Source organism: Mycobacterium aquaticum, assembly GCF_002086485.1.
In the GTDB taxonomy this organism is placed as follows: domain Bacteria; phylum Actinomycetota; class Actinomycetes; order Mycobacteriales; family Mycobacteriaceae; genus Mycobacterium; species Mycobacterium aquaticum.
This window is the reverse complement of the sequence record NZ_MVHF01000007.1, coordinates 93,950-118,943: the sequence shown is the minus strand read 5'-3', so window position 1 is coordinate 118,943 and position 24,994 is coordinate 93,950. Positions and strand designations below refer to the sequence as shown.

At 66.8% G+C, this 24,994-nt stretch carries 25 protein-coding genes; 11 read left to right on the top strand and 14 right to left on the bottom strand.

Going from position 1 to position 24,994, the window contains the following annotated elements; genetic code table 11:
• Positions 1 to 81: 81 nt before the first annotated feature.
• The 3 genes from BST13_RS09925 to BST13_RS09915 all read left to right on the top strand — a co-directional run bounded on the left by BST13_RS09925 (position 82) and on the right by BST13_RS09915 (position 1,917).
• Entirely contained in the window at positions 82 to 504 is a 423-nt protein-coding gene (locus BST13_RS09925) for a DUF4307 domain-containing protein (protein WP_083163140.1), read from the top strand.
• A gap of 215 nt (positions 505 to 719) precedes the next feature.
• Positions 720 to 1,214, top strand: a complete 495-nt coding sequence (gene greA / locus BST13_RS09920) for a transcription elongation factor GreA (protein WP_029366355.1) — start codon at positions 720 to 722, stop codon at positions 1,212 to 1,214.
• A 37-nt stretch (positions 1,215 to 1,251) separates the two neighbouring features.
• Positions 1,252 to 1,917, top strand: coding sequence for a GOLPH3/VPS74 family protein (locus tag BST13_RS09915; RefSeq protein ID WP_083163138.1), 666 nt, complete (start codon positions 1,252 to 1,254; stop codon positions 1,915 to 1,917).
• An 18-nt stretch (positions 1,918 to 1,935) separates the two neighbouring features.
• On the opposite strand, the gene BST13_RS09910 is transcribed toward BST13_RS09915, so the two are convergent.
• The 6 genes from BST13_RS09910 to BST13_RS09885 all read right to left on the bottom strand — a co-directional run bounded on the left by BST13_RS09910 (position 1,936) and on the right by BST13_RS09885 (position 8,315).
• Complete coding sequence (locus BST13_RS09910; protein WP_083163136.1) at positions 1,936 to 3,090, bottom strand: cystathionine gamma-synthase; 1,155 nt, start codon at positions 3,088 to 3,090, stop codon at positions 1,936 to 1,938.
• A gap of 12 nt (positions 3,091 to 3,102) precedes the next feature.
• Positions 3,103 to 3,750: an RDD family protein gene (locus BST13_RS09905; protein ID WP_083163134.1), complete on the bottom strand. Its 648-nt coding sequence runs from the start codon at positions 3,748 to 3,750 to the stop codon at positions 3,103 to 3,105.
• A 12-nt stretch (positions 3,751 to 3,762) separates the two neighbouring features.
• On the bottom strand, positions 3,763 to 4,509 hold the full coding sequence (locus BST13_RS09900; RefSeq protein WP_083163132.1) for an RDD family protein: 747 nt from the start codon (positions 4,507 to 4,509) through the stop codon (positions 3,763 to 3,765).
• An 85-nt stretch (positions 4,510 to 4,594) separates the two neighbouring features.
• Positions 4,595 to 5,614, bottom strand: coding sequence for a DUF2189 domain-containing protein (locus BST13_RS09895; protein WP_083163130.1), 1,020 nt, complete (start codon positions 5,612 to 5,614; stop codon positions 4,595 to 4,597).
• A gap of 239 nt (positions 5,615 to 5,853) precedes the next feature.
• On the bottom strand, positions 5,854 to 7,248 hold the full coding sequence (locus BST13_RS09890) for a cystathionine beta-synthase (protein WP_083163129.1): 1,395 nt from the start codon (positions 7,246 to 7,248) through the stop codon (positions 5,854 to 5,856).
• Between the two features lie 29 nt (positions 7,249 to 7,277).
• On the bottom strand, positions 7,278 to 8,315 hold the full coding sequence (locus tag BST13_RS09885; protein ID WP_083163405.1) for an alpha/beta hydrolase: 1,038 nt from the start codon (positions 8,313 to 8,315) through the stop codon (positions 7,278 to 7,280).
• 194 nt (positions 8,316 to 8,509) lie between these two features.
• Between BST13_RS09885 and BST13_RS09880 the strand changes: the two genes are divergently transcribed.
• Positions 8,510 to 9,496: an SGNH/GDSL hydrolase family protein gene (locus BST13_RS09880; RefSeq protein ID WP_083163127.1), complete on the top strand. Its 987-nt coding sequence runs from the start codon at positions 8,510 to 8,512 to the stop codon at positions 9,494 to 9,496.
• A 33-nt stretch (positions 9,497 to 9,529) separates the two neighbouring features.
• Positions 9,530 to 10,747: an acetyl-CoA C-acetyltransferase gene (locus tag BST13_RS09875; RefSeq protein WP_083163125.1), complete on the top strand. Its 1,218-nt coding sequence runs from the start codon at positions 9,530 to 9,532 to the stop codon at positions 10,745 to 10,747.
• Between the two features lie 149 nt (positions 10,748 to 10,896).
• Here BST13_RS09875 and BST13_RS09870 read toward each other — a convergent pair whose 3' ends face one another.
• Together BST13_RS09870 and BST13_RS09865 are read right to left on the bottom strand one after the other, a co-directional pair.
• Positions 10,897 to 11,742: an endonuclease domain-containing protein gene (locus tag BST13_RS09870; RefSeq protein ID WP_083163123.1), complete on the bottom strand. Its 846-nt coding sequence runs from the start codon at positions 11,740 to 11,742 to the stop codon at positions 10,897 to 10,899.
• 304 nt (positions 11,743 to 12,046) lie between these two features.
• Entirely contained in the window at positions 12,047 to 12,880 is an 834-nt protein-coding gene (locus tag BST13_RS09865; RefSeq protein WP_029366345.1) for a Bax inhibitor-1/YccA family protein, read from the bottom strand.
• A gap of 175 nt (positions 12,881 to 13,055) precedes the next feature.
• On the opposite strand from BST13_RS09865, the gene BST13_RS09860 reads away from it, so the two are divergent.
• From BST13_RS09860 to BST13_RS09850, 3 genes are read left to right on the top strand one after another with little or no spacing between them, the layout of a single operon-like run.
• A complete protein-coding gene (locus BST13_RS09860; RefSeq protein ID WP_083163121.1) occupies positions 13,056 to 14,078 on the top strand; it encodes an enoyl-CoA hydratase/isomerase family protein in 1,023 nt (340 codons plus the stop codon).
• An 11-nt stretch (positions 14,079 to 14,089) separates the two neighbouring features.
• On the top strand, positions 14,090 to 14,863 hold the full coding sequence (locus BST13_RS09855) for an enoyl-CoA hydratase (protein ID WP_083163119.1): 774 nt from the start codon (positions 14,090 to 14,092) through the stop codon (positions 14,861 to 14,863).
• 9 nt (positions 14,864 to 14,872) lie between these two features.
• A complete protein-coding gene (locus BST13_RS09850; RefSeq protein WP_083163117.1) occupies positions 14,873 to 16,573 on the top strand; it encodes an alpha/beta hydrolase in 1,701 nt (566 codons plus the stop codon).
• 12 nt (positions 16,574 to 16,585) lie between these two features.
• On the opposite strand, the gene BST13_RS09845 is transcribed toward BST13_RS09850, so the two are convergent.
• The 3 genes from BST13_RS09845 to BST13_RS09835 are packed head-to-tail and all read right to left on the bottom strand — an operon-like array spanning position 16,586 to position 18,261.
• Complete coding sequence (locus BST13_RS09845; RefSeq protein ID WP_083163115.1) at positions 16,586 to 17,314, bottom strand: SDR family oxidoreductase; 729 nt, start codon at positions 17,312 to 17,314, stop codon at positions 16,586 to 16,588.
• A gap of 51 nt (positions 17,315 to 17,365) precedes the next feature.
• Entirely contained in the window at positions 17,366 to 17,734 is a 369-nt protein-coding gene (locus BST13_RS09840; protein WP_083163113.1) for a rhodanese-like domain-containing protein, read from the bottom strand.
• A 2-nt stretch (positions 17,735 to 17,736) separates the two neighbouring features.
• Entirely contained in the window at positions 17,737 to 18,261 is a 525-nt protein-coding gene (locus BST13_RS09835) for a cysteine dioxygenase (protein ID WP_083163111.1), read from the bottom strand.
• A 121-nt stretch (positions 18,262 to 18,382) separates the two neighbouring features.
• Here BST13_RS09835 and lpqV point away from each other — a divergent pair, with 121 nt between their 5' ends.
• Positions 18,383 to 18,835, top strand: a complete 453-nt coding sequence (gene lpqV / locus BST13_RS09830; RefSeq protein ID WP_083163109.1) for a lipoprotein LpqV — start codon at positions 18,383 to 18,385, stop codon at positions 18,833 to 18,835.
• Here the strand turns inward: lpqV and BST13_RS09825 are convergent.
• Positions 18,832 to 20,565, bottom strand: coding sequence for a SulP family inorganic anion transporter (locus BST13_RS09825; protein WP_083163107.1), 1,734 nt, complete (start codon positions 20,563 to 20,565; stop codon positions 18,832 to 18,834). The two genes, lpqV and BST13_RS09825, sit on opposite strands and share 4 nt — an antisense overlap.
• 49 nt (positions 20,566 to 20,614) lie before the next feature.
• On the opposite strand from BST13_RS09825, the gene BST13_RS09820 reads away from it, so the two are divergent.
• Positions 20,615 to 22,243, top strand: a complete 1,629-nt coding sequence (locus tag BST13_RS09820; protein ID WP_245839481.1) for a SulP family inorganic anion transporter — start codon at positions 20,615 to 20,617, stop codon at positions 22,241 to 22,243.
• A 29-nt stretch (positions 22,244 to 22,272) separates the two neighbouring features.
• Positions 22,273 to 23,238 carry a patatin-like phospholipase family protein gene (locus tag BST13_RS09815; RefSeq protein WP_083163103.1) on the top strand — a complete coding sequence of 322 codons (966 nt, stop codon included), beginning with the start codon at positions 22,273 to 22,275 and terminating at the stop codon, positions 23,236 to 23,238.
• 1 nt (position 23,239) lies between these two features.
• On the opposite strand, the gene BST13_RS09810 is transcribed toward BST13_RS09815, so the two are convergent.
• Both BST13_RS09810 and BST13_RS09805 read right to left on the bottom strand, forming a co-directional pair.
• Positions 23,240 to 24,097 carry a patatin-like phospholipase family protein gene (locus tag BST13_RS09810; RefSeq protein ID WP_083163101.1) on the bottom strand — a complete coding sequence of 286 codons (858 nt, stop codon included), beginning with the start codon at positions 24,095 to 24,097 and terminating at the stop codon, positions 23,240 to 23,242.
• Positions 24,098 to 24,127: 30 nt separating this feature from the next.
• Positions 24,128 to 24,988 carry a class II glutamine amidotransferase gene (locus BST13_RS09805; RefSeq protein ID WP_083163099.1) on the bottom strand — a complete coding sequence of 287 codons (861 nt, stop codon included), beginning with the start codon at positions 24,986 to 24,988 and terminating at the stop codon, positions 24,128 to 24,130.
• Positions 24,989 to 24,994: the final 6 nt, after the last annotated feature.

The window sequence follows — 24,994 nt, the reverse complement described above, 5'->3', positions numbered from 1 at the left end:
TCTAACTACGGCGACCTCTTGTGTAATCCGAGACCTGCGCCGGTTGGCCGCAGGCTGTCCCCGCCTATAGTTCCAGTTCTGATGATCGAACGCCCCGTCGCCCGGTACGGACGACAGTCTCTGCCCCGCCGAAACCGTCGCTGGGTCCTCGTCGCGATCCTTGCTCTCGTGGTGGTTGCGGGGGTCCTCCTCGCGGTCGCCGCATGGCACAAATTCGCCAACAACGATGTGAAAGGCGAGCTCACGGCCTACGAGTTGGTCGGTGACGACAGCGTCTCGGTGACCATCGGGGTGACCCGTCCCGACCCGTCGCGGCCGGTGGTCTGCATCGTGCGGGCCCGCTCCATCGACGGCGGGGAGACCGGCAGACGCGAAATCCTGGTCGGTCCGTCGACGCAGAAGACGGTTCAGGTCACCGCGGTGGTGAAATCCAGCAAGCCACCCGTCGTCGGTGACGTCTACGGCTGCGGGACGGACGTGCCATCGTACCTGGTAGCGCCTTGATTTGAGCCGACGCAACAAACGCCGAACTGCGAATACATGAAGATCGGCTGTCTGTTCGGTGCTAAACTGGCCGGATACACGGTTCCGCGCTGGGGCCGTGTATTGCTGCATTAGCCCGCAGAAATCACTTGCGCTAGCGGCAATACACGCGGAACGATCCCGGCCCGAAACCGAGGCTTTCGCATGCGAGGCAACAACGACAGGAGCGCGAAGACATGACCGACACCCAGGTCACCTGGCTCACCCAGGAAGCTTTCGACCGGCTGAAGGCCGAACTGGATCAGCTGATCGCGAACCGGCCGATCATCGCCGCCGAGATCAACGACCGCCGCGAAGAGGGCGATCTGCGCGAGAACGGCGGCTACCACGCTGCCCGCGAAGAGCAGGGCCAGCAGGAGGCCCGCATCCGCCAGCTGCAGGAACTGCTCAACAACGCCAAGGTGGGCGAAGCCCCCAAGCAGTCCGGCGTTGCGCTGCCCGGCTCGGTGGTCAAGGTCTACTACGACGACGACAAGAGCGACACCGAGACGTTCCTGATCGCCACCCGCCAGGAGGGCATCAGCGACGGCAAACTCGAGGTGTACTCGCCCAACTCGCCGCTCGGTGGGGCCCTGATCGACGCCAAGGTCGGCGAGACCCGCACCTACACGGTGCCCAACGGCAACACTGTCAAGGTCACGCTGGTCAGCGCCGAGCCGTACCACTCGTAGACGTACGGCTCGCGGGGGAAGCACTACAGTCGGGGCAATGGCGCAAATCGCCGAAGATCTCTTTCTGCTGTTGCTGGACAATGCCTCCGCGCAGCCTGGTCTGGACCGGCGGCGCCGGGAACGAGTCTTGGCCGCCGCCGCCCTCCTCGACCTCGCCTACGCTTGCCGGATCCGGCCGGCATTGGCCGACGAACCGATGGAGCCGGGTCTACTGATCGCACTGGAAGGCACTGGGCCGTCCGATCCGGTCACCGACCCGGCGTTCCAGCTGCTGCGGCAGCGGCCGCTGTCGGCGGACTCAGCGCTGACCAAACTCGGCAAGTCGATCCAGCCCGCGCTTGAACTGCATCTGGAGAGAATCGGCCAGATCCATCGAGTTCGCATGCCGGGCAAGGGTTTTCGCGCAACATACTGCTGGCCGCTGGCCGATCGGGAACGCGTCGGTCTGGCCCGCGCAGCACTGCTGGGCGCGTTGTTCGACGGGCAGAACCCGGTTCCGGCGATCGCTGCCATCATCTGCCTGCTACACGCCGTCGACGGTCTGGGCGCCGTGCTCAGCCTCAACGAGCGGGGCTGGCGCTGGGTGCATGCCCGCGCGACCGAGATCACCACGGGCGCATGGGTCGACGACACCGCCGCCGGGTTGGCCGAGATGAACCTGGCGGTGACGACGTCGACCCTGCGCCCCGCTCTGATGGGCTAGTCAGTGTCTCCCGCGTGACTAGCTGAGCGCCTGCTCCAGGTCAGCCAGCAGATCGGCGGGGTGCTCGATGCCGACCGACAGCCGCACCAGGTCGTCGGGCACCTCCAACTGCGAGCCCGCTGTCGAAGCGTGCGTCATCGCACCGGGGTACTCGATCAGCGACTCAACGCCGCCGAGCGACTCGGCGAGAATGAAAATCTCTGTGCGCGAGCACAGTTCACGTGCAGCCTGGGGGCCGCCACGCAGCCTGACCGACACCATGCCGCCGAAACCGCTCATCTGCCGCGCCGCGACGTCGTGATTGGGGTGCGACTCCAGTCCCGGGTACAGCACCGACTCGACGGCAGGATGCCCGTCGAGGAATTCGGCGATGAGAGCAGCGTTTTCACTGTGCTGACGCATCCGCAGCACCAGGGTCTTGAGCCCGCGCATGGTCAGATACGCATCGAACGGCCCTGGCACCGCGCCCGCCCCGTTCTGCAGGAACGCGAAAGCGGTGTCGAGTTCCTCGTCGTTGGTCAGCAGCGCACCACCGACCACGTCGGAGTGCCCGCCGATGTACTTGGTGGTCGAATGCAGCACGATGTCCGCGCCGAGCAGCAACGGCTGCTGCAGTGCCGGTGAGGCGAAGGTGTTGTCCACCAACACCTTTACTCCCGAAGCCGAGGCGATCTGCACGATCCCCGCGATGTCGGCGATGGTCAACAACGGGTTGGTCGGCGTCTCCACCCAGATCATCCGGGTGCTCGGAGTGATCGCCGCGCTAACGGCGTCGAGGTCCGACAGCGGCGCAGGCGTGTGGGTGATGCCCCACTGCGAGAAGACCTTGTCGATGAGCCGGAACGTGCCGCCGTAGGCGTCGTCGGGAATCACCACGTGGTCACCGGGCCGCAGGACCGCCCGCAGGGCACAGTCGGTGGCGGCCATGCCCGAGCTGAACGCCCGCCCGTAGTCGGCTTCCTCGACCGCGGCCAGCGACGCTTCGAGCGCGGCGCGGGTGGGGTTGCCGGTGCGGGCGTACTCGAACCCGCCGCGCAACCCACCGACGCCGTCCTGGGCGAAGGTCGAACTGGCGTAGATCGGGGTGTTGACGGCTCCGGTGCCCGGGTCGGGGCGGTAACCGGCGTGGATGGCTTTTGTGGCCAGGCCGTGCCACTTGCGCTGTTCACTCATAACCTGTTGAGCCTATCCGGACCAACCCGGGTACGGTCCCGCGACCGGTGCAGGATTCATCGGTACGCAAACCGTCGACATGATCTTGTCGGCGAAGGTCTGGCGCTTGGCGTCCCACAGCGGGAACAGGTAGCCGAGGTAGCAGATGAGCCCGTCGAGGACGTGGACGATCTGACGCATCAGCGACATACCGAAACCGATTGGCTCGCCGGTCTTCTCACTGACGACCTGAAATTTCATCGCCTTCTTGCCGATGCTCTGGCCGGTCGTCCCCTGCCGTTGCCCGTAATTCCATACCGAGAAGGTGAACGGCAGCACCATGCCGAACAGCGCGGCCGTCCCGTACAGGGCAAGCTCACTGTTGGTCGAATAGCCCGGGCAACTGAATTGGCGCCGGCACGTCGAGTCACTGCCCGCGACCGAGCCGATGGCCACCGTCAAGATCGCGATCGCGATGACCAGGAACACCGTGACGGGCAGCTGGTCGATCACGAACGCGACCACGCGCGTACCCCACGGCGTGTACCGGTGCTGCGGGTTCGGAGGCTTCTGGTAGGGCTGCCGCGGCTGGTATCCGGACGTGGGCGCGTAGAAGACCGGGATGGGCTCCTGGCCGAAGGTGTTTCCGCCCGCGTTGTCGTTCGGCAGCATCGAACTCATGACGACGCCCGATCAGTAGATCCCGTTGACGGGAGGGCTCGGCACAGGATTGGCGGGCACGCAGACGGTCGACATGATCTTGTCTGCGAAGGTCTGCCGCTTGGCGTCCCACAGTGGAAGCAGGTACCCGATGTAACAGACGACGCTGTCGGCGAAGTGGGCGATCTGACGAACCAGTGACATGCCGAAACCGATTGGCTGACCCGTGCTTTCGGAGACGACCTTGAACTTCATCACCTTTTTGCCGATGCTCTGGCCGGTCGTCCCCTGTTTGTAACCGTAGTTCCACACCGCGAAGACCAGCGGAAGGGTGAACATCACGATCGTCACGAGCCCCAGTAACACCGCGACGACGCCCGAGGGCCCGGTGCTGCTGCTGGTGCAGTCGACGTAGCTGCCGGTGCTGGAGCACTGCGGCTGTGAGGTTCCGACGAGCGCCAGTCCCCCGATCAGCACGACGGCGTAGGCGGCCACGAGGATGGCCGCGATGGGCAGCTGATCGATGAGAAACGCCACGGCCCGGTCCGACCATGGTGTGTACGAATTCGTGTTGGGCGCCGGCGGGTAATAGCTGTGCTGCGGCGCGAAACCCGGTTGGGGCGAGGCGAATCCAGGTTGACCGGCGTAGTTCGGTTGGCCGTAACCGGGTTGGCCGTAACCGGGTTGGCCGTAGCCGGGCTGCCCATAGCTCGGCTGGTTCGGTCCGGGCTGGCCGGGGCCGTATCCGGCTCCATAAGGGTTGGGCGGCATCGCGGTCATGGCCAGATGATGCCATGAGAGCACTGTGCCCACGGTGCGGACCTGTCGGCCGGGTGCACCGTGGGCACAGTGTTGTTGACGATTACTACGGGGTCAGCGGGGCAACCTGGGCGCCCGTGAGCCGACGCCAGGTGTACACCAGGAACAGCGCAGCCACCGGTGCGGCGACCAGCAGGCCGATGCCGCAAAGCAGTTCACCGACGAAGATGGTCACGAAGATGACGATGTAGGCCACCAGCGCATTGACGAAGTTCGACTTGACGAGCTCGAAGCTGGTCTTGATGGCGTCGATCGCCGACAGGTTGCGGTCCAGTATGGCGGGCAGCGTGAACAACGTGAAGATGCCCACCACGATGCTGCCGATGAAGCAGATCGAACCGATTGCGCTGAGCACACCGACGATGAGACCGGCGATGATGAAATTGCCGAGCTGACGCGGCTTGAAGAACGAACCGATGGTCACCGGCTGCCCGTTCGCGATATCGATCACACCGCTCAGATACGCCGAAGACACCACGGCCATGAGCACGATGAGAATCAGGCCGCCGAGGAGCAGTACAGCGATGCTGCCCGCACCGAGGCTGTAGCTGGCCGAGTATTCGTAGTCCGAACCGTAGCTGCCGTACGACGACGTGGAGCTCGAGGCCATCGCGATCGCAAGGCCGTACGCGACGCCCGCGATCACACCGACGATCAATCCGTACACCAGCGTCGGCACGATCAGAGCGGCGGCGTTCTTGCTGAACTTGTTCCACGCCCAGGAGAACGCTTCACCGACGCTGTAGGCGGCGCCCTGCTGCCCGTAACCGGGAGGCGGGTAGCCCGGCGCACCGGGAGGCGGTGGTGGCGGGTAGCCGCCCGGCCCGCCGGGAGGCGGAGGTGGCGGATAACCGCCCTGCGGCGGAGGCGGATACCCACCTTGCTGCGGAGGTGGCGGCGGCGGATAACCGCCGCCGCCCTGCGGCTGGAACCCACCACCCTGCGGCGGTTGGTAGCCACCGCCGTGGGGCGGTTGGTAGCCGCCGCCACCCTGAGGCGGTGGCGGGAATCCTCCGGGCGGAGGCGGCGGGTAGTTTCCGGGCGGCGGTTGATTACTCACGTTCATGGCTCCTATCTCGGGTAGCGACCGTCACCCGGTCACCACTGACTGCCAGCACCTAGATGTACAGCGAGCGGAACGGCTCACTGGGGAGATTACGCACCACGGGGCTTGTTCACATGCCCCTCGCGGCAAAGGCCGTATCGGTAGATCGGTCGCGGACCCCCTCCGCAGTCGAGTTTGCTGGATAGCGCTCGCTGACACTACCCGAGAAGTGGCCGATTGCAGCGCTTCTCACCTGCTGTTCAGTGCCGCGCGTTTCCCTCCGAAAGGAACCCGAGCAAGTCGTGACGGGTCAGCACACCGACGGGCTTACCGTCCTCGACGACCATAACCGCGTCGCTGTCCCGCAGCGACTTGGCCGCGGTGCTCACCAACTCTCCCGCGCCGATCAGTGGCAGAGCCGGACCCATGTGTTCGGAGACGGCGTCGGCGAGCTTGGCCCGGCCTTCGAATACCGCTGACAGCAGTTCACGTTCCGACACACTGCCTGCAACCTCGCCGGCCATCACGGGTGGTTCGGCACCGACGACGGGCATCTGCGACACGCCGTATTCGCGCAGGATCCCGATGGCGTCGCGCACGGTCTCCGACGGGTGGGTGTGCACCAGGTCCGGTAGCGCACCGGACTTGCCGCGCAGTACATCTCCGACGGTCGACTGTTCGATCGAGCCGTCCAGGCGGCTGCGCAGGAAGCCGTACGAGGACATCCACGCATCGTTGAAAATCTTTGAGAGATAACCACGTCCGCCATCGGGCAGCAGCACCACCACGACCGCGTCAGGCCCCGCTTTGCGAGCCACCTCGATGGCTGCGACCACGGCCATGCCGCAGGATCCACCGACCAGCAGAGCTTCCTCGCGCGCCAGTCTGCGCGTCATGTCGAAGGAATCCGCGTCGGAGACGGCGATGATCTCGTCGGGCACGGTCGGGTCATAGGCGCTGGGCCAGAAGTCCTCGCCGACACCTTCGACGAGATACGGCCGGCCGGTCCCGCCGCTGTACACCGACCCTTCGGGGTCGGCCCCGATGATCTGGACCTTTCCGCCGGAGACCTCTTTGAGGTACCGCCCGGTGCCGGTGATGGTGCCACCGGTCCCGACGCCTGCCACGAAATGGGTGATCTTGCCTTCGGTGTCGGCCCAGATCTCTGGGCCCGTGGTCTCGTAGTGGCTGGCCGGCCCCATCGGGTTGGAGTACTGGTCGGGCTTCCACGCCCCGTCGATCTCCCTGACCAGCCGGTCGGAGACGCTGTAGTAGCTGTCGGGATGATCCGGCGGCACCGCCGTCGGGCATACGACTACGTCAGCGCCGTACGCGCGCAACACATTCTGCTTGTCCTCGCTGACCTTGTCCGGGCAGACGAAGATGCACTTGTAACCGCGTTGCTGCGCCACCAGGGCCAGCCCCACTCCGGTGTTGCCGGACGTCGGCTCGACGATGGTGCCACCAGCCTTGAGTTCGCCGCTGGCCTCCGCGGCGTCGATCATCTTGACGGCGATGCGGTCCTTGGCACTACCACCCGGGTTGAGGTACTCGATCTTGGCGGCCACCAAGCCCGCACCTGTTGGGACAACCGAGTTCAGCTGTACCAGAGGGGTATTGCCGATGAGCTCACTGACGTGCTTGGCGATGCGCATAGTCACATCGTGTCAGGCTCGCGCGCGGGTTACCAGGTGGCCTCACGAATGTAGTCGCCGATCTGGCGCAGCGAGCGCGTCGCTTCGGACACCAGAGGCGAGGCGAGCTGGAAGACGTGCATCTGACCGGGCCAAACGCGGATCTCGACCGGGACACCGGCAGCGGCGAGCATGCGGGCTGCTTTCCGCGCATCGCTGATCAAAACCTCGGAACCGGAAACGTGGATGAGCGTGCGCGGCAGGCCCGGCTCGATGTGGTCGAGCGGTTCGTAGACTTCTTCGCCCTTGCGGCTTGCGGCGTGCTCGACGAGTTCGACCAGCGCTTCGAAGGCGCGGGCCGGAAACATGGCGTCACGACGGATGTTCGGATGGTTGGCGCGCGTGACGTTGTCGATCTCGAACAGCGGCGACATCGTGACCAGGGCCGCGGGCTCTTCCCCTTCGGCCAGCAGTCGCTCGGCCAGCGCGAGTCCCAGATAACCGCCTGCGGAATCACCCGCCAGCACGATCTGGTCGGGCTCGTACCCGGTGAGGCGCAGCCACTGGTAGGCGTCGTAACAGTCGTCGAGCGCGGTGCCCACCGAATGCTTGGGGATCATCCGGTAGTTGACCACGAGCACCGGGCTGTCCGCGTACTGCGACAGCGACGACACGATGCCTGAGTGGGTACTCGCACCGCACACGATGAACGCGCCACCGTGCAGATACAGGATCACGCTGCGCTTGCCGTCCGCCGGCAGCACCCCGTTTGCCCGCACGAGCTGTGCAGTGCAGTTAGGCAACCCGATCGTCGCCCTGATGGTGCCCGGAGAAGGACGCAGCGTTCGAGCCGCGAATTCGACGATGCCGAATGGCCACGGCAGACGTGGAGCATGGCTACCAATTGCCAGCACCGGACGGATTGTCAGCATTGCTGCCAGCGAAGCCAGCCGACCACCCAGGCTCGGGCCGTCTTCTACGATCTCTACGGGCCTCTGGTCACTCACCGGGTACTTGCGTGCGCGGTGCAATCTAGCTGGGCTTATCCCAGCGCGATGGGACCTCGAGACCTTACTCGGTGCAGTCATCGCCACCACTTCCTACGTCTTTGTAGTGCTAGGTGTGCTACGTCACTCAGACAACCCGGGTAACTTAGCTTGACACGGTCAATCAGTTCAACAATCAAATAACCTGAATTGATACCGGACTTGATACCGCAACGTAATCGCTGATCCGCCTTCGCCGCGCGCAAAACCCCGTGTGTCGCACCTAAACTTGCGGTGTGGGGTCAAGTAGTGATGCTCCTCGCGTCCGCAGCCGTAGTCGGACGCCACGTCGAGCCACCGTCGCCTTGGCGGCCGCAGCGACGCTGGCGTCGACCGGCACGGCCTACATCGGAGCACGCAATCTGCTGTCCGGGCAGGCCGACCAGGCCCGCCGAGTCATTCCGAAGTCCTGGGACATCCCGCCCCGAGCCGACGGCGTGTACGCGCCCGGCGGTGGGCCGGTGCAGCGGTGGGAGCGCGGGGTTCCGTTCGACATCCACCTGATGGTGTTCGGCGATTCCACGGCCACGGGTTACGGCTGCCACGAGGCCGACGAGGTACCCGGAGTCGTGATCGCCCGCGGTGTGGCCGAGCAGTTCGGCAAGCGGATTCGCCTGAGCACCAAGGCAATTGTCGGCGCCACGTCGAAGGGGTTGTCCGGCCAGATCGACGCGATGTTCGTCGCGGGACCACCACCGGACGCGGCCGTCATCATGATCGGAGCCAACGACATCACCAAGCCGAACGGCATCGGCCCGTCGGCGCGGCGTCTGGGCGCCGCGGTGCGCAGGCTGCGGTCGGCGGGTGCGGTGGTGGTCGTCGGCACCTGTCCCGACTTCGGGGTGATCACCGCGATACCCCAACCCCTGCGCATGGTGGCGCGCAGCCGCGGGTTGCGGCTGGCCCGCGCGCAGGCAGGCGCTGTGCGTGCTGCGGGCGGCGTTCCGGTCCCGTTCTCGGATCTGCTGGCACCGGACTTCTACAAGGCGCCCGAGCTGCTGTTCTCCCAGGACATGTTCCACCCGTCGGCAGCGGGATACGCACTGGCGGCGAGCCAGCTGCTGCCCGCACTCTGTAATGCCCTGGGCGACTGGGACGGTGCCGAAGCCTTGGAAACCGGGTCGGCGGACGACACGTCGCTGCTGTCGCGACTGGGCGGTGTGAGCAGGCTCTGGCGGCGCCCGACCGGGGTGCCCGCACCCATCGTGGTGCCCGCGGGTTAGGTTCGTTTCTAGAACACGATCTAGGAGCCTGCCATGCCTGAAGCTGTCATCGTTGCCACTGCCCGCTCGCCGATCGGCCGCGCAGGCAAAGGTTCACTCGTCAACATGCGTCCCGACGACCTGGCCGCGCAGATGGTCAAGGCCGTGCTGGACAAAGTGCCTGCTCTCGACCCCCGCGACATCGACGACCTGATCATGGGCTGCGGCCAGCCCGGTGGTGAGGCCGGGTTCAACATCGGTCGCGCCGTCGCGGTTTCACTCGGCTACGACTTCCTGCCGGGCACCACCGTCAACCGCTACTGTTCGTCGTCTCTGCAGACCACCCGCATGGCGTTCCACGCGATCAAAGCCGGTGAGGGCCACGCATTCATCTCCGCAGGCGTCGAAACCGTGTCCCGGTTCGCCAAGGGCAACGCCGACGGCTGGCCCGACACCAAGAACCCGATCTACGCCGACGCGATGGCACGCTCCGACCAGGCAGCCGCAGGCGCCGACGAGTGGCACGATCCCCGCGAAGACGGCGTGCTGCCCGACGTGTACATCGCCATGGGCCAGACCGCCGAAAACGTCGCACTGCACACCGGTATCAGCCGTGAGGATCAGGACCACTGGGGCGTCCGCTCGCAGAACCGCGCCGAAGAGGCGATCAAGAACGGCTTCTTCGAGCGCGAGATCGTTCCCGTGACCCTGCCCGACGGCACCGTGGTCTCCACCGACGACGGACCGCGGCCCGGCACCACCTACGAGAAGATCAGCCAGCTCAAGCCGGTCTTCCGGCCCAACGGCACCATCACCGCCGGCAACGCCTGCCCGCTCAATGACGGCGCCGCGGCGCTCGTGGTCATGAGCGACGTGCGTGCTCGCGAGCTCGGCCTCACCCCGCTGGCCCGCGTCGTGTCGACGGGCGTGTCCGGACTGTCGCCGGAGATCATGGGCCTCGGTCCCATCGAGGCCGTCAAGAAGGCGCTCGCCAACGCGAAGATGAGCATCGACGACATCGACCTCTACGAGATCAACGAGGCCTTCGCCGTGCAGGTGCTCGGCTCGGCCCGCGCGCTGGGCATGGACGAGGACAAGCTCAATGTGTCCGGTGGCGCAATCGCTTTGGGCCACCCGTTCGGCATGACGGGTGCCCGCATCACCGCCACGCTCCTGAACAACCTGCAGACCTACGACAAGACCTTCGGCATCGAGACCATGTGTGTCGGTGGCGGCCAGGGCATGGCGATGGTCGTGGAGCGGCTCTCCTAAATTCTCGGCGTTTGACTCTGCGGGTGAGGCGTGAAAGGGCGAGAACCCAACACCCTCACCGCAGAGCCAACCGCGGGGCAACCCGGCCAGTGCATTGACTCTGCGTGTGCGGCGGCAACGGGCGAGTAGCCAACACCCTCACCGCAGAATCAACCGCAGGCCAACCGATCCCATGCAAGCTGCAGCCGCCGCAGGATGTCCGGCCGACGGTGTCCGGCCGCCACGCGGATGGTGGTCCAGCCGAGTGAAGCGACGTACTCCTGGCGGATGATGTCGTATCCGAGCGCGTCGGCGTGCTGTGCGCCGTCATATTCGGCTGCGAGCATGTGCTCCTCCCAACCCATGTCGAGGTAGTACCGCGGTTGCCCGTTCGGGCCCAGGACCGGGATCTGTGTCTGCGGCCGCGGGTATCGGGCATCGATGATCATCAGCCGAAGCCACGTCTCTTGAGGCGACTGGGCACCGGGATCGTAAAGGTCGAGCGCGGCCTCGAGCTGCCGTAGCCCGCGCACATGCCGATGACGAGCGGCCAGCTCCAAAACGTCAAGAGCTTTCAACCCCGTAGCGTTGCCGCGTGCGTCTAGCCGGGCCACCGCCTCGCCCAATGAACCGCGCCTGCCGAGGTCGAACGCCGTCCGCTCAGGCGTCGTCACGCTCAGCTCGTCGAGCCGTTGAGACTCCACCGGCAACAACAGCTCGGCACGAGTGATCACGGATTTTGGCGGCCTCGCATTCGCCCAGATCAACTCGATCGGATCGTCGTCACCAATCCATTTCGCCCCGTGCAGGGCGGACGCCGCGAGCCCGGCGACGACACCCTGTCGCTGCGACCACAACCACGCCGCTTGTGTTCGCCGCTGCAGAGTCGGGGCTATCCGCTTGTCCAGGTAGATATTTGGCATCAGTGGCCGGTAATAGCGACGTAACTCGTAGCGGTTCAGCGCGCCGCATGCCAGAGCCTCGCTGCCGATGAACGGTGAGGTACCAATGTCCATGGCGACAGGCTTGTTTCGGCCACCGACTATTTGTCGGGCTGCCAGACGTGCAGGTGGCGGACTGTGGATGAACCTGGGGTTGGGGATAACTCAGCCGTGGCCACATTCCCAGCTGACTCTGCGCCCACGGCACAAAAGTGCGAGACGCCAACACCCTCACTGCAGACCCAACACCGGGCCAACCCGCACCCCCTCTGGCTCTGCGTCCACGGCGCAAAAGTACGAGAAGCCAATGCCCTCACCGCAGACTCAACCCAAAGAAAAAGGCGCCCGCAATCGCGGACGCCCTTCTCGGGTATGACTGCTAGTCGTTGTTGAAGTAGCTCAGCAGTCGCAGGATTTCGATGTACAGCCAGACCAGGGTGACGGTCAGGCCGAGCGCGATGCCCCATGCAGCCTTCTCGGGTGCGCCGGCGCGGATCATCTGGTCGGCGGCGTCGAAGTCGATGAGGAAGCTGAACGCGGCCAGGCCGATGCACAGCAGCGAGAAGCCGATGGCCAGCGGGCCGCCGTCGGTCAGCGGGGCGTTGCCGGTGAAGATCGCGAACAGGATGTTCACGATGGCCAGTGCGACGACGCCGAAGATGCCGGCGACGATCATGCGGGTGAGCTTCGGGGTGACGCGGATGGCGCCGGTCTTGTAGACGACGAGCATGCCGAAGAACACACCGAAGGTGGCGACCACGGCCTGGAAGATCATGGCCGGTCCGCCGGTGGACACCAGGTTGGCGAACAGGAATGACGCGGTGCCGACGAACACACCCTCGAACGCCGCGTAGGACAGCACGATGGCCGGGTTGTCCTGCTTACGCCCGAACGTCGCGATGAGCACCAGCACCAGGCCGCCGATGCTGCCGACCATGAACATCGGGAACATCAACGCCGGGTTGGCGGCGGCGAAGAAGTAGGAAAGCACACCCACGATCGACACGATCGCGAGCGTCATACCGGTCTTGGTGACGACGTCGTCGATGGTGAGCGGACGCGACACACCGGTCTGCCGCTGTTCGGGGTACTCGGTATAAGGCTGTGCATGTACCTGCTGAGCGCCGTATCCGGCGGCTCCGGTACCGAATTGTGCGTATCCGCCCTGCGTCTTGGGCAGAGACCGGAATACCGGGTTGCTGGTCTCGCGCACCGTCGGGTCCTCTCCTATGTGCCGTTGGTCGGCAGTGAACTACTTGGGTCAACGTTCGGCGATCTGCACAGGTTCCCGCAAAACCGAATGAGTTCCCAGGAAACGTACAGGTTTGATATCGAGGCAAACCCTACCCGGCGAAAGCCCCCGACGGGCGTCGAACTAGATTGCATCCGTGACAGAAAACGAGGACATCCTAGTAAACGTCCGCAACGGCGTCGGCATCCTCACCCTGAACCGGCCCAAGGCGATCAATTCGCTCAACGAGGGCATGGTCGCGGGCATAGCGGCGGCGCTCGACGCGTGGGAGCACGACGAGACCGTTCACACCGTTCTGCTCACCGGCGCCGGCGAGCGCGGCCTGTGCGCCGGTGGCGATGTCGTGGCGCTCTATCACAGCGCCAAGGCGGGCGGGGCCGATGCCCGCAGGTTCTGGTACGACGAATATCGGCTCAACGCCCGCATCGGCAGCTATCCCAAACCGTATGTGGCACTCATGGACGGCATCGTGATGGGCGGCGGCGTAGGTGTAGCGGCGCACGGCAGCATCCGAGTGGTCACCGACAGCACCAAGATGGCGATGCCGGAGGTCGGTATCGGCTTCATCCCCGACGTCGGCGGCACCTACCTGCTCTCGCGGGCCCCGGGCGCTCTGGGCCTGCACGCCGCGCTGACCGGGGCGCCGTTCAGCGGAGCCGACGCGATCGCGATGGGCTTCGCCGATCACTACGTGCCCCATGAGAGCCTTGCCGAGTTCACCGAGGCCATCGTCAACGACGGCGTCGAGCACGCCCTGGCCGCGCACGCCGTCGAGCCGCCGGCCAGTCCCCTGCTGGCCCAACGGGATTGGATCGACGCGTGCTACGCCGGGGACTCGGTCGCCGACATCCTGGCCACGCTGCGCGAGTACGGCACCGCCGCCGCCAATCTCATCGCCACCCGCTCCCCCGTCTCGCTGGCCGTGGCACTGGAAGCCGTGCGCCGGGCTGCCAAGCTGGACTCTCTCGAAGAGGTCCTGCAGCAGGAGTACCGGACCTCGTGTGCGTCGGTGCGCTCGCATGATTTCGTCGAGGGCATCCGTGCCCAGCTGGTGGACAAGGATCGCAATCCACAATGGTCTCCGGCGTCGATTGCGGAGGTCACCCAGGCCGATGTCGACGCATACTTTGTTCCGGCGGATCCCGACCTGACGTTCTGAGAGGACATCCGATGAGCTTTGAGACGATCCTGGTGACCCGCGTCGAACGCGTCGCCACCATCACCCTGAACCGGCCAAAGGCGCTCAACGCGCTCAACAGCCAGGTGATGAACGAAGTCACTACGGCCGCAGCCGAACTCGACAACGACCCGGGCGTCGGCGCGATCATCGTCACGGGCAACGACAAGGCCTTCGCCGCGGGCGCGGACATCAAGGAGATGGCCGAGCTGTCGTTCGCCGATGTGTACTCCGCCGACTTCTTCGAGCAGTGGTCGAAGTTCGCCGCCACGCGGACGCCGACCATCGCCGCGGTCGCCGGGTACGCCCTGGGCGGCGGCTGTGAGCTGGCGATGATGTGCGACATCCTGATCGCCGCGGACACCGCGAAGTTCGGTCAGCCCGAGATCAAGCTGGGTGTGCTGCCGGGCATGGGCGGCAGCCAGCGGTTGACGCGCGCGATCGGCAAGGCCAAGGCGATGGACCTGATCCTGACCGGCCGCACCATCGACGCGGTCGAGGCCGAGCGGGCCGGGCTGGTGTCGCGGCTGGTACCGGCGGACTCGCTGATCGACGAGGCTCTCGCGGTCGCGGAGACCATCGCGGGGATGTCGCTGTCGGCGGCGCGGATGGCCAAGGAAGCCGTCAATCGTGCCTTCGAGTCGTCGCTCACCGAAGGCTTGCTCTACGAGCGGCGGCTGTTCCACTCGGCGTTCGCCACGGCCGATCAGAAGGAAGGCATGGCGGCCTTCACCGAGAAGCGCGCCCCCAACTTCACGCATCGTTAAAGTCAACGGGTGACCGAGACCGCCGAGCCCGAAGCCGAGACGCCTGAAACCCAGTCACGCGAGACGGACAAGCCCGACTGGTGGCAGCGTCGTTACACGTTCTTCGGAACGGCGATCGGCCTGGTGTTCCTGTGGTTGTCGATGACGCCGTCGCTGCTGCCCCGCGGCCCGCTGTTTCAGGGTCTGGTCAGCGGAGCCGCCGGCGCTATCGGCTACGGCCTCGGCGTTTTCGGCGTGTGGCTGGTGCGGTTCATGGGTTCCAGGGAGACCAGCCCCAAGGCGCCCAAGTGGGCGTGGCTGACACTGGTGGCGGTCGGCATCGTCGGCCAGATCCTGATGATCGTGTATTTCCACGTGTGGCAGGACGAGGTCCGTGACTTCATGGGCGTGCCTCGGCTGTCGTTCTGGGATCACCCGCTGACGGCCGTGCTGTCGGTGGTGTTGCTGTTCGTGTTCGTCGAGATCGGGCAGCTCATCGGCAGGCTCGTGCGCTTCCTGGTGCGTCAGCTCAATCGCTTTGCGCCGCCTAGGGTTTCGGCGGTCGTAGTGGTTGTGCTGTTGCTGGCGTTCAGCATCGCGTTGCTCAACGGCGTTGTGGTCCGGGTCGCGATGGACAAGATCAACAGCACGTTCTCGAACATCAACAACGAGGACAGCCCTGATTTCGCGGCACCGACCTCGAAGTTGCGCTCCGGTGGCCCCGAGTCACTGGCGAAGTGGACGACGCTGGGCCACCAGGGGCGGGTGTTCGTCTCGTCCGGGCCCAGTGTCGAAGCACTGAGCAAGTTCAACGGCAAACCTGCGATGCCACCGATCCGGGCGTACGCGGGGCTGCATTCCGCCGAGGGCATCCGAGCGACCGCCGCGCTGGCCGCACAGGAATTGCTGCGCACCGGCGGGTTGGACCGCAAGGTGGTCGCGGTGGCCACCACCACCGGCACGGGCTGGATCAACGAAGCCGAGGCCTCCGCACTGGAGTACATGTACAACGGCGACAGCGCGATCGTGTCGATGCAGTACTCGTTCCTGCCCAGCTGGATCTCGTTCCTGGTGGACAAGGAGAACGCACGCCAGGCCGGGCAGGCCTTGTTCGAGGCCGTCGACGAGCTGGTCAAGCAGCGGCCGGAAGGCAAGCGCCCCAAGCTCGTGGTGTTCGGCGAGAGCCTCGGTTCGTTCGGCGGTGAGGCGCCGTTCCTGAGCCTGAACAATTTGATCGCCCGCACCGACGGTGCACTGTTCTCGGGCCCGACGTTCAACAACACCATCTGGACGGAACTGACCCGCAACCGCGACGCCGGTTCACCGGAGTGGCTGCCGATCTACGAAAAGGGCGACTACGTACGGTTCTCCGCGCGCCCGGAGAACCTGGACCGGCCTGCCGAGCCGTGGTTGACCCCACGCACGGTCTACCTGCAGCACGCATCCGATCCGATCGCGTGGTGGAACCCGGATCTGCTGTTCTCCGAGCCGGATTGGCTCAAGGAGCCGCGTGGTTACGACGTCTCGGGGCGCATGCAGTGGATCCCGGTGGTGACGTTCCTGCAGGTGTCCGCGGACATGGCGGTCGCGGTCGACGTGCCCGACGGGCACGGCCACGTGTACGTCAAGGACGTCGCCAACGCGTGGGCCAAGGTCCTGCAGCCGCCGGACTGGACCCCGGACAAGACCGAGCGGTTGCGCCCGCTGCTGAACAACAACGAAAACGCTTGAGCCCAGGCAGCTTCAGCCCTGGACTGTCGGCCGGATGGTGATCTCGCCGATCTCGACCTCGCGAGGCTGCTCGATGGCGAAGGCGATGGCTGCCGCGACCGCATCGGGCGGCAGGCCGAACTCGTTCATACTGCTGCGGATTCGCTCCCGCTGAGCGAGGTCCTCGATGGAATCGGCGAGCTCGGTGCGCACGAAACCGGGTGAGATCGTGGTGGTCCGCACAACGCCGTCAGTGGACTCCTGGCGTAGCGCTTCCAACAGGGTTCGCACCGCGTTCTTCGTCGCGGCGTAGACACCCTGGTTCGGCACGATCTTGAGCCCCGCGGTGGAAAGTGTTGTGACGAAGTGACCGTGGCCCTGCCGCCGGAATACCGGCAGGGCGGCAGCGATGCCGTGCAGCACACCACGGAGGTTCACGTCGATCATCTCCGACCACCCGGCGAGGTCGAGATCCGCGATGGGCCCGATCTTGCTGATGCCGGCATTGCCGACGAATACGTCCAGCCCGCCGAACTCGCTGACGGCGAGGTCGACGAGCTGCTGCAGGTCTTCGGGATCCGTGACGTCGGTCGCGCGCGCGACGGCGACACCTCCGTCACGGCGGATGTCGTCGGCCAGCCGATCGAGCCGCTCGGCGCGGCGGGCGCCGAGGACGACGGACGCACCGCGACGCGCGAGCAGACGTGCAGTGGCCTCGCCGATGCCGCTGCTGGCCCCGGTGATGGCGACTATCGGCGACATCGCGGCCCCTTCCGAGGGTGATACGAACACGTGTCGCCATCATCCGCCCGGTTAGACCAGCTCAGCCACTTTCAGGGCCTGGTAGCCGCCGATGACGTCGGTGGCGCGGTGCAGCCCGAGGTCGAGCAGGGCCGCGGCGGCCAGGCTTGAGGTGTAGCCCTCCGAGCACAGGATCACCCAGTAGACGCCATCGTCGACGGCCTGCGGAATGCGCGCATCGCTGGTGGGGTCGCACCGCCACTCGAGGACGTTGCGCTCGATCACCAAGGCGTCGGGAACGTCGCCCTCGAGGGCTCGTTGCGCGGCGGGCCGGATGTCGACGAGCACCGCGCCCGACGCCAGCGCGGCGGGCACCTCGGCGGCGGGCAGCCGCTGCAGGCGCTCCCGCGCGGCGGCCAGGACTGCGTCGATCCGGCTCATGCTCACCCCTCCGGCGCGTCGGTCAGCTCGGTACGGTTGCGGCGCAACGTGTTCCGTTCGGTCACTTCGTAGTACGACATGGCCGTCAAGGGTGGCGAGTAGGCGTGCACGCTCAACGTCGGACCGGTGATCGGCGCGGGCGCGCGGACCACGTCGTGCACCCATCCGAGCGGGAACGCGGCCTGGGCACCGGCTGTGAGGCGCCGGCGACGCAATGCCTCTCCATCCCAACGGGTTTCGGTGAGCGCGCCCGACACCACGGTCAGCGCCCCCAGCGAGCCGCCGTGGTCGTGCAGTTCGGTGGATTTGTCCGGCACCCAGCTGATGAGCCAGATGTCCAACTCGTCGTCACCGGAGAGCCGGGTGTACCAGCGTTCGTCGTGCGGCAGGCCGCGCAACAGTCGGTCGTAGCGGCCGGACAGGACATCGTCGGCGGCGCGGTCGGTGGTGTGCAGCAGATCGGGCAGGCGCAGCCGGGTGGGTGCGGACACAGCAGGCAGAACGGCAGGGGCAAGGGTGGAAACCATGCGGAGGACTCCAGAACTGACGTACGGACAGGGTTGGTCAAGGACGCGCTAGCGAGCCCGACAACACCGCAGAGAACTGGTCCGTTCCGTCACGGCGGCCAGTGTTGCATAGATTGGCGTCATGCGCAGTAACACCTCGGCCGTGCGGTGGACGACCGGAGCCATCGCCGTTACCGGCCTCACGTTGTTGACGGGCTGTTCGTCGACCGGCGATCAGGGGCAGCCTTCCGGGTCCCCCGCGACACCGTCGACCGCCTCCACCCGCACGGCGACACCCACCGCCGCACCGGGGGAAGCGGCGATCTCGCCGGGTGGCGTCACCACCGCCGTGGGGGCCGACGCCCAGTCCTCCGAAGAGGAGTATTTCCAGGCCTGCCACGCCGCCAAGGTGTGGATGGACGAGAAGGGCGGCGACCCCAAGGCGCAGATCGAGCCGTATCTGGCCTCCCTGCAGACCCCTGGCGCGATCCCGGGGCCCGGCACCTACAACAAGGCCTGGGCGGAGCTGGAGCCGAGCCGTCAGGCAGCGGTGATCGTCGCGGTCCGCGCAGCGGCCGATCAGCTCTGCGGCTAGTTCGAATCAGGCTGCGCCGAACCACCGCTCTCGCCGCGCTGGGCGGCCACCCATGCACGTCCGCGGTCGACGGCGATGTCGAGGGCGCCAAAGACCCGGTCGGTGGCTGCCACGATGCCGTCGTCGCCCAGCACGTCGTCGAGCCCGCCGCGCTGCAACACCTCGGCGGTGCCCGGATTCACGCCCGAGATGATCAGCCTGCCGTTGTTCGCCGCCAGCTGGCCGGCCCACCGGCGAAGCGCCTTGATGGTCACCGACGACGGCACATCGGGCAACGAGCGAAGGCTCAGCACCACGACAGCGTTCGTGGTGCCGTCGGCCCGTGGCCAGGTCTCGTCGATGCGGGCCACTTCGGCGAACAGCCCGACCCCCGCGTAATGCAGCACGGTCACGTCGTCGCTGGCGCACCGCGCGGGCACGGGCACCTGTCGCCAACCGCCGTCGGCTGCCGGTTCGAGCGCCACCAGTTGCGCGGCCTGAGCGGCCTTGGCGCAGTACAGCACCAGCGATGTGATGACACCGATGAGGATCGCGGTGTGCAGTGGCAGCTGTGTGGTGGCCGCGAACGTGATCAGCATCGCCACGGCCGACAGTGGCGCGACCCGCAGCACCAGCTTGATGTCGGGCAGCCGGCCCACCACCAGCTCGGCGCCGATCACCAGGATGAGCCCGCCGATGACCGGCATCGGGATGATCTCGGCGGCCGAGCCGGCGACCAGGACCAGCACGGCGAGCCAGATACCGGCGAAGATGCCGGTCCAGCGGCTGCGGGCGCCTGCGGAGGTGGCCACCCCGGTGCGCGACAGCGAACCTCCGGTGGGCAGCGCACCGAAGAAGCTACCTGCGAAGTTGGCCGCACCCTGGGCCAGGAAGTCGCCGTTCATGTTGGTTCGGCTGCCGTCGGGATTGGGCAGCGCTGCGGAGATTCCCGCGGCCTGGGCCAGCGCGACCAGCGCGACGGCGACCCCGCCGACGAGCAGCTCCGGCACCGCGGAGAAATTCGGGATCGTCACCGGTGGAAGCGAATTGGTGATCGACGCGATGTCGCCCACGGTTTCGACGTCGATGTGCGCGACGGCCACGACGGCGGTGACGACCACCAGGGCGATCAGTGTGGCGAACGATTCCAGCGGCTTGACGAAGTGGAACACCGCCCACACCGCGACGGTGCCTGCCGCGACCGCGACGGCCGTGCCGTGCCACAGCCCGATGTGCGCCAGCGAGTCGATGAACTTGCCGATGGTGTTGCCGCTCTGCGGTTTGTAGCCGGTCGCGTCGCCGAGCACGCCTGCCACGATCTGCAGCGCGATACCTGTGGAGAAGCCCGTCATCACCGCGTTGGAGACGAAGTTCATGATCGAGCCGAACCGCAGCAGTCCGAACAGCAGCATCACCACCCCGACCACGAGCGCCAAGGCCGCGACGTTGGCCGGGTCCTGCGGATCGAGTCCGGCTTCTTTGAGGACGCTGCGTGACGACAGTGCGATGGCACTGGTCAACGTCGTCACCATCAGCACCGTGCGGGCAAACAGGGAACCGATGATGCCGGGCACCACGCCTGCATAGAGGCCGGCCACCGGGTTGAACCCGCCAATACTGGCGTAAGCCATGCCTTCCGGGATCGAGAACAGCCCGGTCACCAGACCGGCGATGACATCGCGTGGGCTGGGACGGCCGAGACTACGCACCGCCCCCGACACTCTCGAAGCCGCGTTCGGTGGCGCACTCATGGTGAACAACCCTGCCACGGCGACGGTCTACGCGGGCCATACTTGCGCCGTGCGATTTCGCGTTGCGCCCAGCCCCGCGCTGCTGCCCTACCAACGACAATGGTTGCGCGGCGACGTGTTCGCCGGACTCACTGCGGGCGCGGTGGTCATCCCGCAGGCGATGGCGTACGCGACGGTGGCCAACATGCCCGTCGAATTCGGCCTCTACAGTTGCATGCTGCCGATGGTCGTCTATGCGCTCACGGGCGGATCGCGCAGCGTCAGCGTCAGCACCACGTCGACGGTCGCGACGCTGACGGCGTCGACGATGCTGGGTGCTGGCGTGCTGGCCGGATCATCAGGCGCCCCTTCGGAATTGATGGCCTTGACGCTGCTCGTCGGGGTGATCCTGCTGGTCGCGCGGGTGTTGCGGCTGGGATCGGTGGTCGAGAACATCAACGAGGCCACCCTGATCGGGCTCAAGGCCGGTGTCGGGTTGACCATCGCGGCCGGTCAGCTGCCGAAACTGCTGGGTGTGAAACCAGATCCGAATCACGAAGGCTTCTTCCGCGTCCTTGCCTCGGCGCTGCGCCAACTCGGCCATGCCCATCTCATGACCGTGGTGCTCTCACTGGCCAGCATCGGGCTGCTGTGGTTCATCGGCCGCGCCTACCCGAAGGTGCCCGGCCCACTGGTGGTCGCCGGGCTGGGTATCGCCGGCGCCGCGTTCGGCGGGTTGACCGCACTCGGCGTCAAATTGATACCGGCTGTGCCCGAAGGCCTTCCAGTGCCCGGATGGCCGGCGTTCGATCAGATCGGCCATCTGCTGCCCGGGGCACTGGCGATCGCGATGATGGCATTCCTGGAAACCGTCTCGGCGGCCCGCGGCATCCGCCACCGCGACGATGCGCAGATCGAGCCGGACCGGGAGCTCAGTGCTCTGGGGTTGGCCGCGGTCGCCGGTGCGTTCTTCCACGCGCTACCGCCGTCGGGTGGCTTCTCGCAGAGCCAGGTGAACACCCGGGCGGGTGCCCGCAGCCAGGTATCGGGGTTGGTCACCGCTGCGCTGGCGGTCGTGGTGGCGCTGCTGCTGGCGCCGGTGCTGTCCAAGTTGCCGGAAGCGACGCTCGGTGCCATGGTGCTGGTTCCCGTGCTCGGGCTGATCGAGGTGCGGGCGCTGCGGCAGCTGTGGACGTTCAGCCGCCGCGAGTTCACCTTGGCGATCCTGGTGATGGCGGTGGCGCTCACCGTGGGCCTGCTGCCTGCCGTCGCCGTCGGCGTGCTCCTGACGCTGTACGCGGTGCTGCACAACGCAAATCAGCCGCATGTGGTGCAGGTGGTCAAGAACGACGGCATCAGCACCGACGGGCCGGAGGGCGAACTGGTCCACCCGGCCGATCCCCTGGTGCTGCGGACGCAGGTGGCGCTGTACACCGCGAACCTGAGGGCCAACACCCGGATGATCCGCATCATGGCGCTGTCGGCCGATCCGCCGCCAAAGACGTTGGTAGTGGACCTTTCCCGGCAACTGCGCATCAGCACCACGATCCTGGACGGCCTGCGCGACCTGGATGCCGACCTGGATGCGGCAGCAGTGCGCGTCGAGTTCACCGCGATGCCCGCGGCGGCACTGGCACTCGCGCGCCGGTCGCCGTGGTGGCAGGACGTCGAACGCGAGGGACGCTACCGGCAGGTGTGACGGCACCACTCGCACGGCAGAATGGACGCATGCGAGTTGCGCTGGCTCTCGGCAGCGGAAGTGCGCGGGGCTACGCGCACATCGGCGTCATCAACGAACTGCGCGAACGCGGCTACGAGGTGGTCGGGGTCTCCGGATCGTCCATGGGGGCGCTGGTCGGCGGGCTGCACGCCGCGGGCAAGCTCGACGACTTCGCGGAGTGGGCACGGACTTTGACCCAGCGTGCGGTGTTGCGGCTGCTCGACCCGTCGCTCACGGCCGCAGGGATCATGCGCGCCGAGAAGATCCTCGACGCCGTCCGCGACATCCTCGGCGAGGCGACCATCGAGGATCTGCCCATCCCCTATACCGCGGTCGCGACGGATCTGATCGCCGGGAAATCGGTCTGGCTGCAGCACGGCCCGGTCGATGCGGCGATCCGGGCATCGATTGCCATCCCTGGTGTGATCGCCCCGCATGCGCTGGGTGGCCGGTTGCTCGGCGACGGCGGCATTCTCGATCCGTTGCCGATGGCGCCGATCGCCGCGGTCAACGCCGACCTGACCATCGCGGTGAGCGTGTCGGGCGGTGATCCGGGCACGGCCGCGACTCCGGAGGACCGCGAACCACGGCCGAGCGCCGAGTGGCTCAACCGGATGTTGCGCAGCACGTCGGGGGTGCTGGATACGGCGTCGGTGCGCAGCATGCTGGACCGGCCGACGGCCCGCGCGGTGCTGAGCCGGTTCGGGGCGACGATCCCCGACGGTGAGCTCGCGGAAACCGACACCGACGACATCCCGGAGACCGCTGGGGTGCCGCGGTTGGGCAGCTTCGAGGTGATGTACCGCACCATCGACATCGCGCAGGCCGCGCTGGCCCGGCATACGCTGGCGGCCTATCCCCCCGATCTGCTGATCGAGGTGCCCCGCTCGGTGTGCCGCAGCCTGGAGTTCCACCGGGCAGGCGAGGTGATCGAGATCGGGCAGGAGTTGGCCGCCCGCGCGCTCGACGGCTGATTCAGCCGGCCAGGAACGCGGCCACCGACGCCGCGACGCGTTGCCCCTGCCTGCGGCCGGCCTGCGCCGACGGTACGCGGCAGGCCGGATCGAGCGGGTTCTCGCCGAACGCGTCCACCGCGTCGTCGTCGGCGTAGACGCCGAGCGATTTGCCGGCGAAACCATCGATCTCGGCGCTCACCCCGCTGCCGAAGGGTGAAGGCGTGTTCCGCCCAGACGGCACCAGTACGACGGCGGCGTCGCAGTCGGCGGCCAGCACCATGTTCACGCTGCTGTTGACCCCGCCGTCCATGTAGCGCCGGTCACCGATCGTGACGACCGGCCACACTCCGGGGACCGCGCAGCTCGCCGCGACGGCGTCGACGAGTGCCACGCCGGAATCCCTGTCGAAGCTGACCAGCTCGCCCAGGTCGATGTCGACCGCCGAGATCCGCAGCACCCGCTGCGGCCACTCGTGCGACGGCAGCCGCGCGGCGATCACCTCGCGGCGCATGGCCTCGGACACGGTCGGGGTGTCCAGCGCGACCTGGCCGATCTTCTGGAGTTTCTGGGCCTTATCGGTGTTCGGGGTGAGCATGGCGTCGAGGAACAGGTCGGTGACACTGTCGATGCCGACCCCGGGGTCCAGTTCGGCCGATTTCGCGCCGATCTGACGTTGGTAGAGCTCATCGAGGCTCAGCCCGCTGCCGAGTTGCGCGGCGACCGTCGAACCGGCCGACGTGCCGACCAAAACGTCACTGTCCAGCAGTGCCTCGGCCGTCTGCGGCGATTCGTCGGCGATGCCGCGCAGAATGCCGGTCTCCCATGCGATCCCCGCGATGCCGCCACCTGCCAGGACCAGTGCGCGTTTGGTTGCCACGGGATTCCAGTGTGCCAGCCGGGCGCGGGCTCACCCGGCAGGGTGTTGTGACGCGGCAGCCTGTTCGGTGAGATCGGCGAGTTGCAGCAGATGCTTCGGAGGATCGGGGAAGATCACCTCGCGGTGGATGTTCAGGTCGGCGTCGACGTGCACGAGTTCACCGGGCGCCAGCGGCTGCCAGAGCTCGCCGTCCATCGGCTCGCTCGCGAACACCACCGCGGGATGCCGGCTCAGCGCATCGGAGTGCGCGGTGATGCGGTGGCTGCGCATCCGCAGCCGTCGCTCGGCCAGCTCGCGGCGATCCAGCAGGTACAGCTCGTGAGTGTCCGGGTAGCGCAACGCCCACAGTCCGGTGGCGGTGCTGAGCAGGATGTTGACGGCGTATATCGGCACGGTGTCGGCGAGCCAGCCGATGGCGTCGCGCAGCCCGGCGGACACGTCACCGTCGGCGTCGCGGATCGCGGCGGTGATCAAGGCGAACACCCGCTCGGAGTCGCTCTCGCCGCCGACCAGGTCGGCGACTCCCAGCTGGTCGAGCCGCGCGTCCAGCACGTCGAGCCCTTCGACCACGCCGTTGTGCGCGAAGATCCGTCCGTTCTGCAGGAAGGGATGCGTGTTACGGACCTCGAGTGCACCGGTCGACGCGTACCGGACATGGGCGACGAACGTGGTTGCGGTGAGGTCGTGGGCCTCGGTCGCGAAAGCGCAGTCCTGCCACGCCGCAATGGGCTGCTTGTAGACGTGCGGTGCGCCGTCGGGCCCGAATACGCCCAGTCCGGTGCCGTCCGGGTTGTGTCTACTCTGCGCGGCGAGGCTGTCCGGCGCATTCAGCAGCCAGAAGGTCGCCGTGACGGCGTGATGGCCCGCGTGCAGTCCGAACAACCGACACATCGGTCA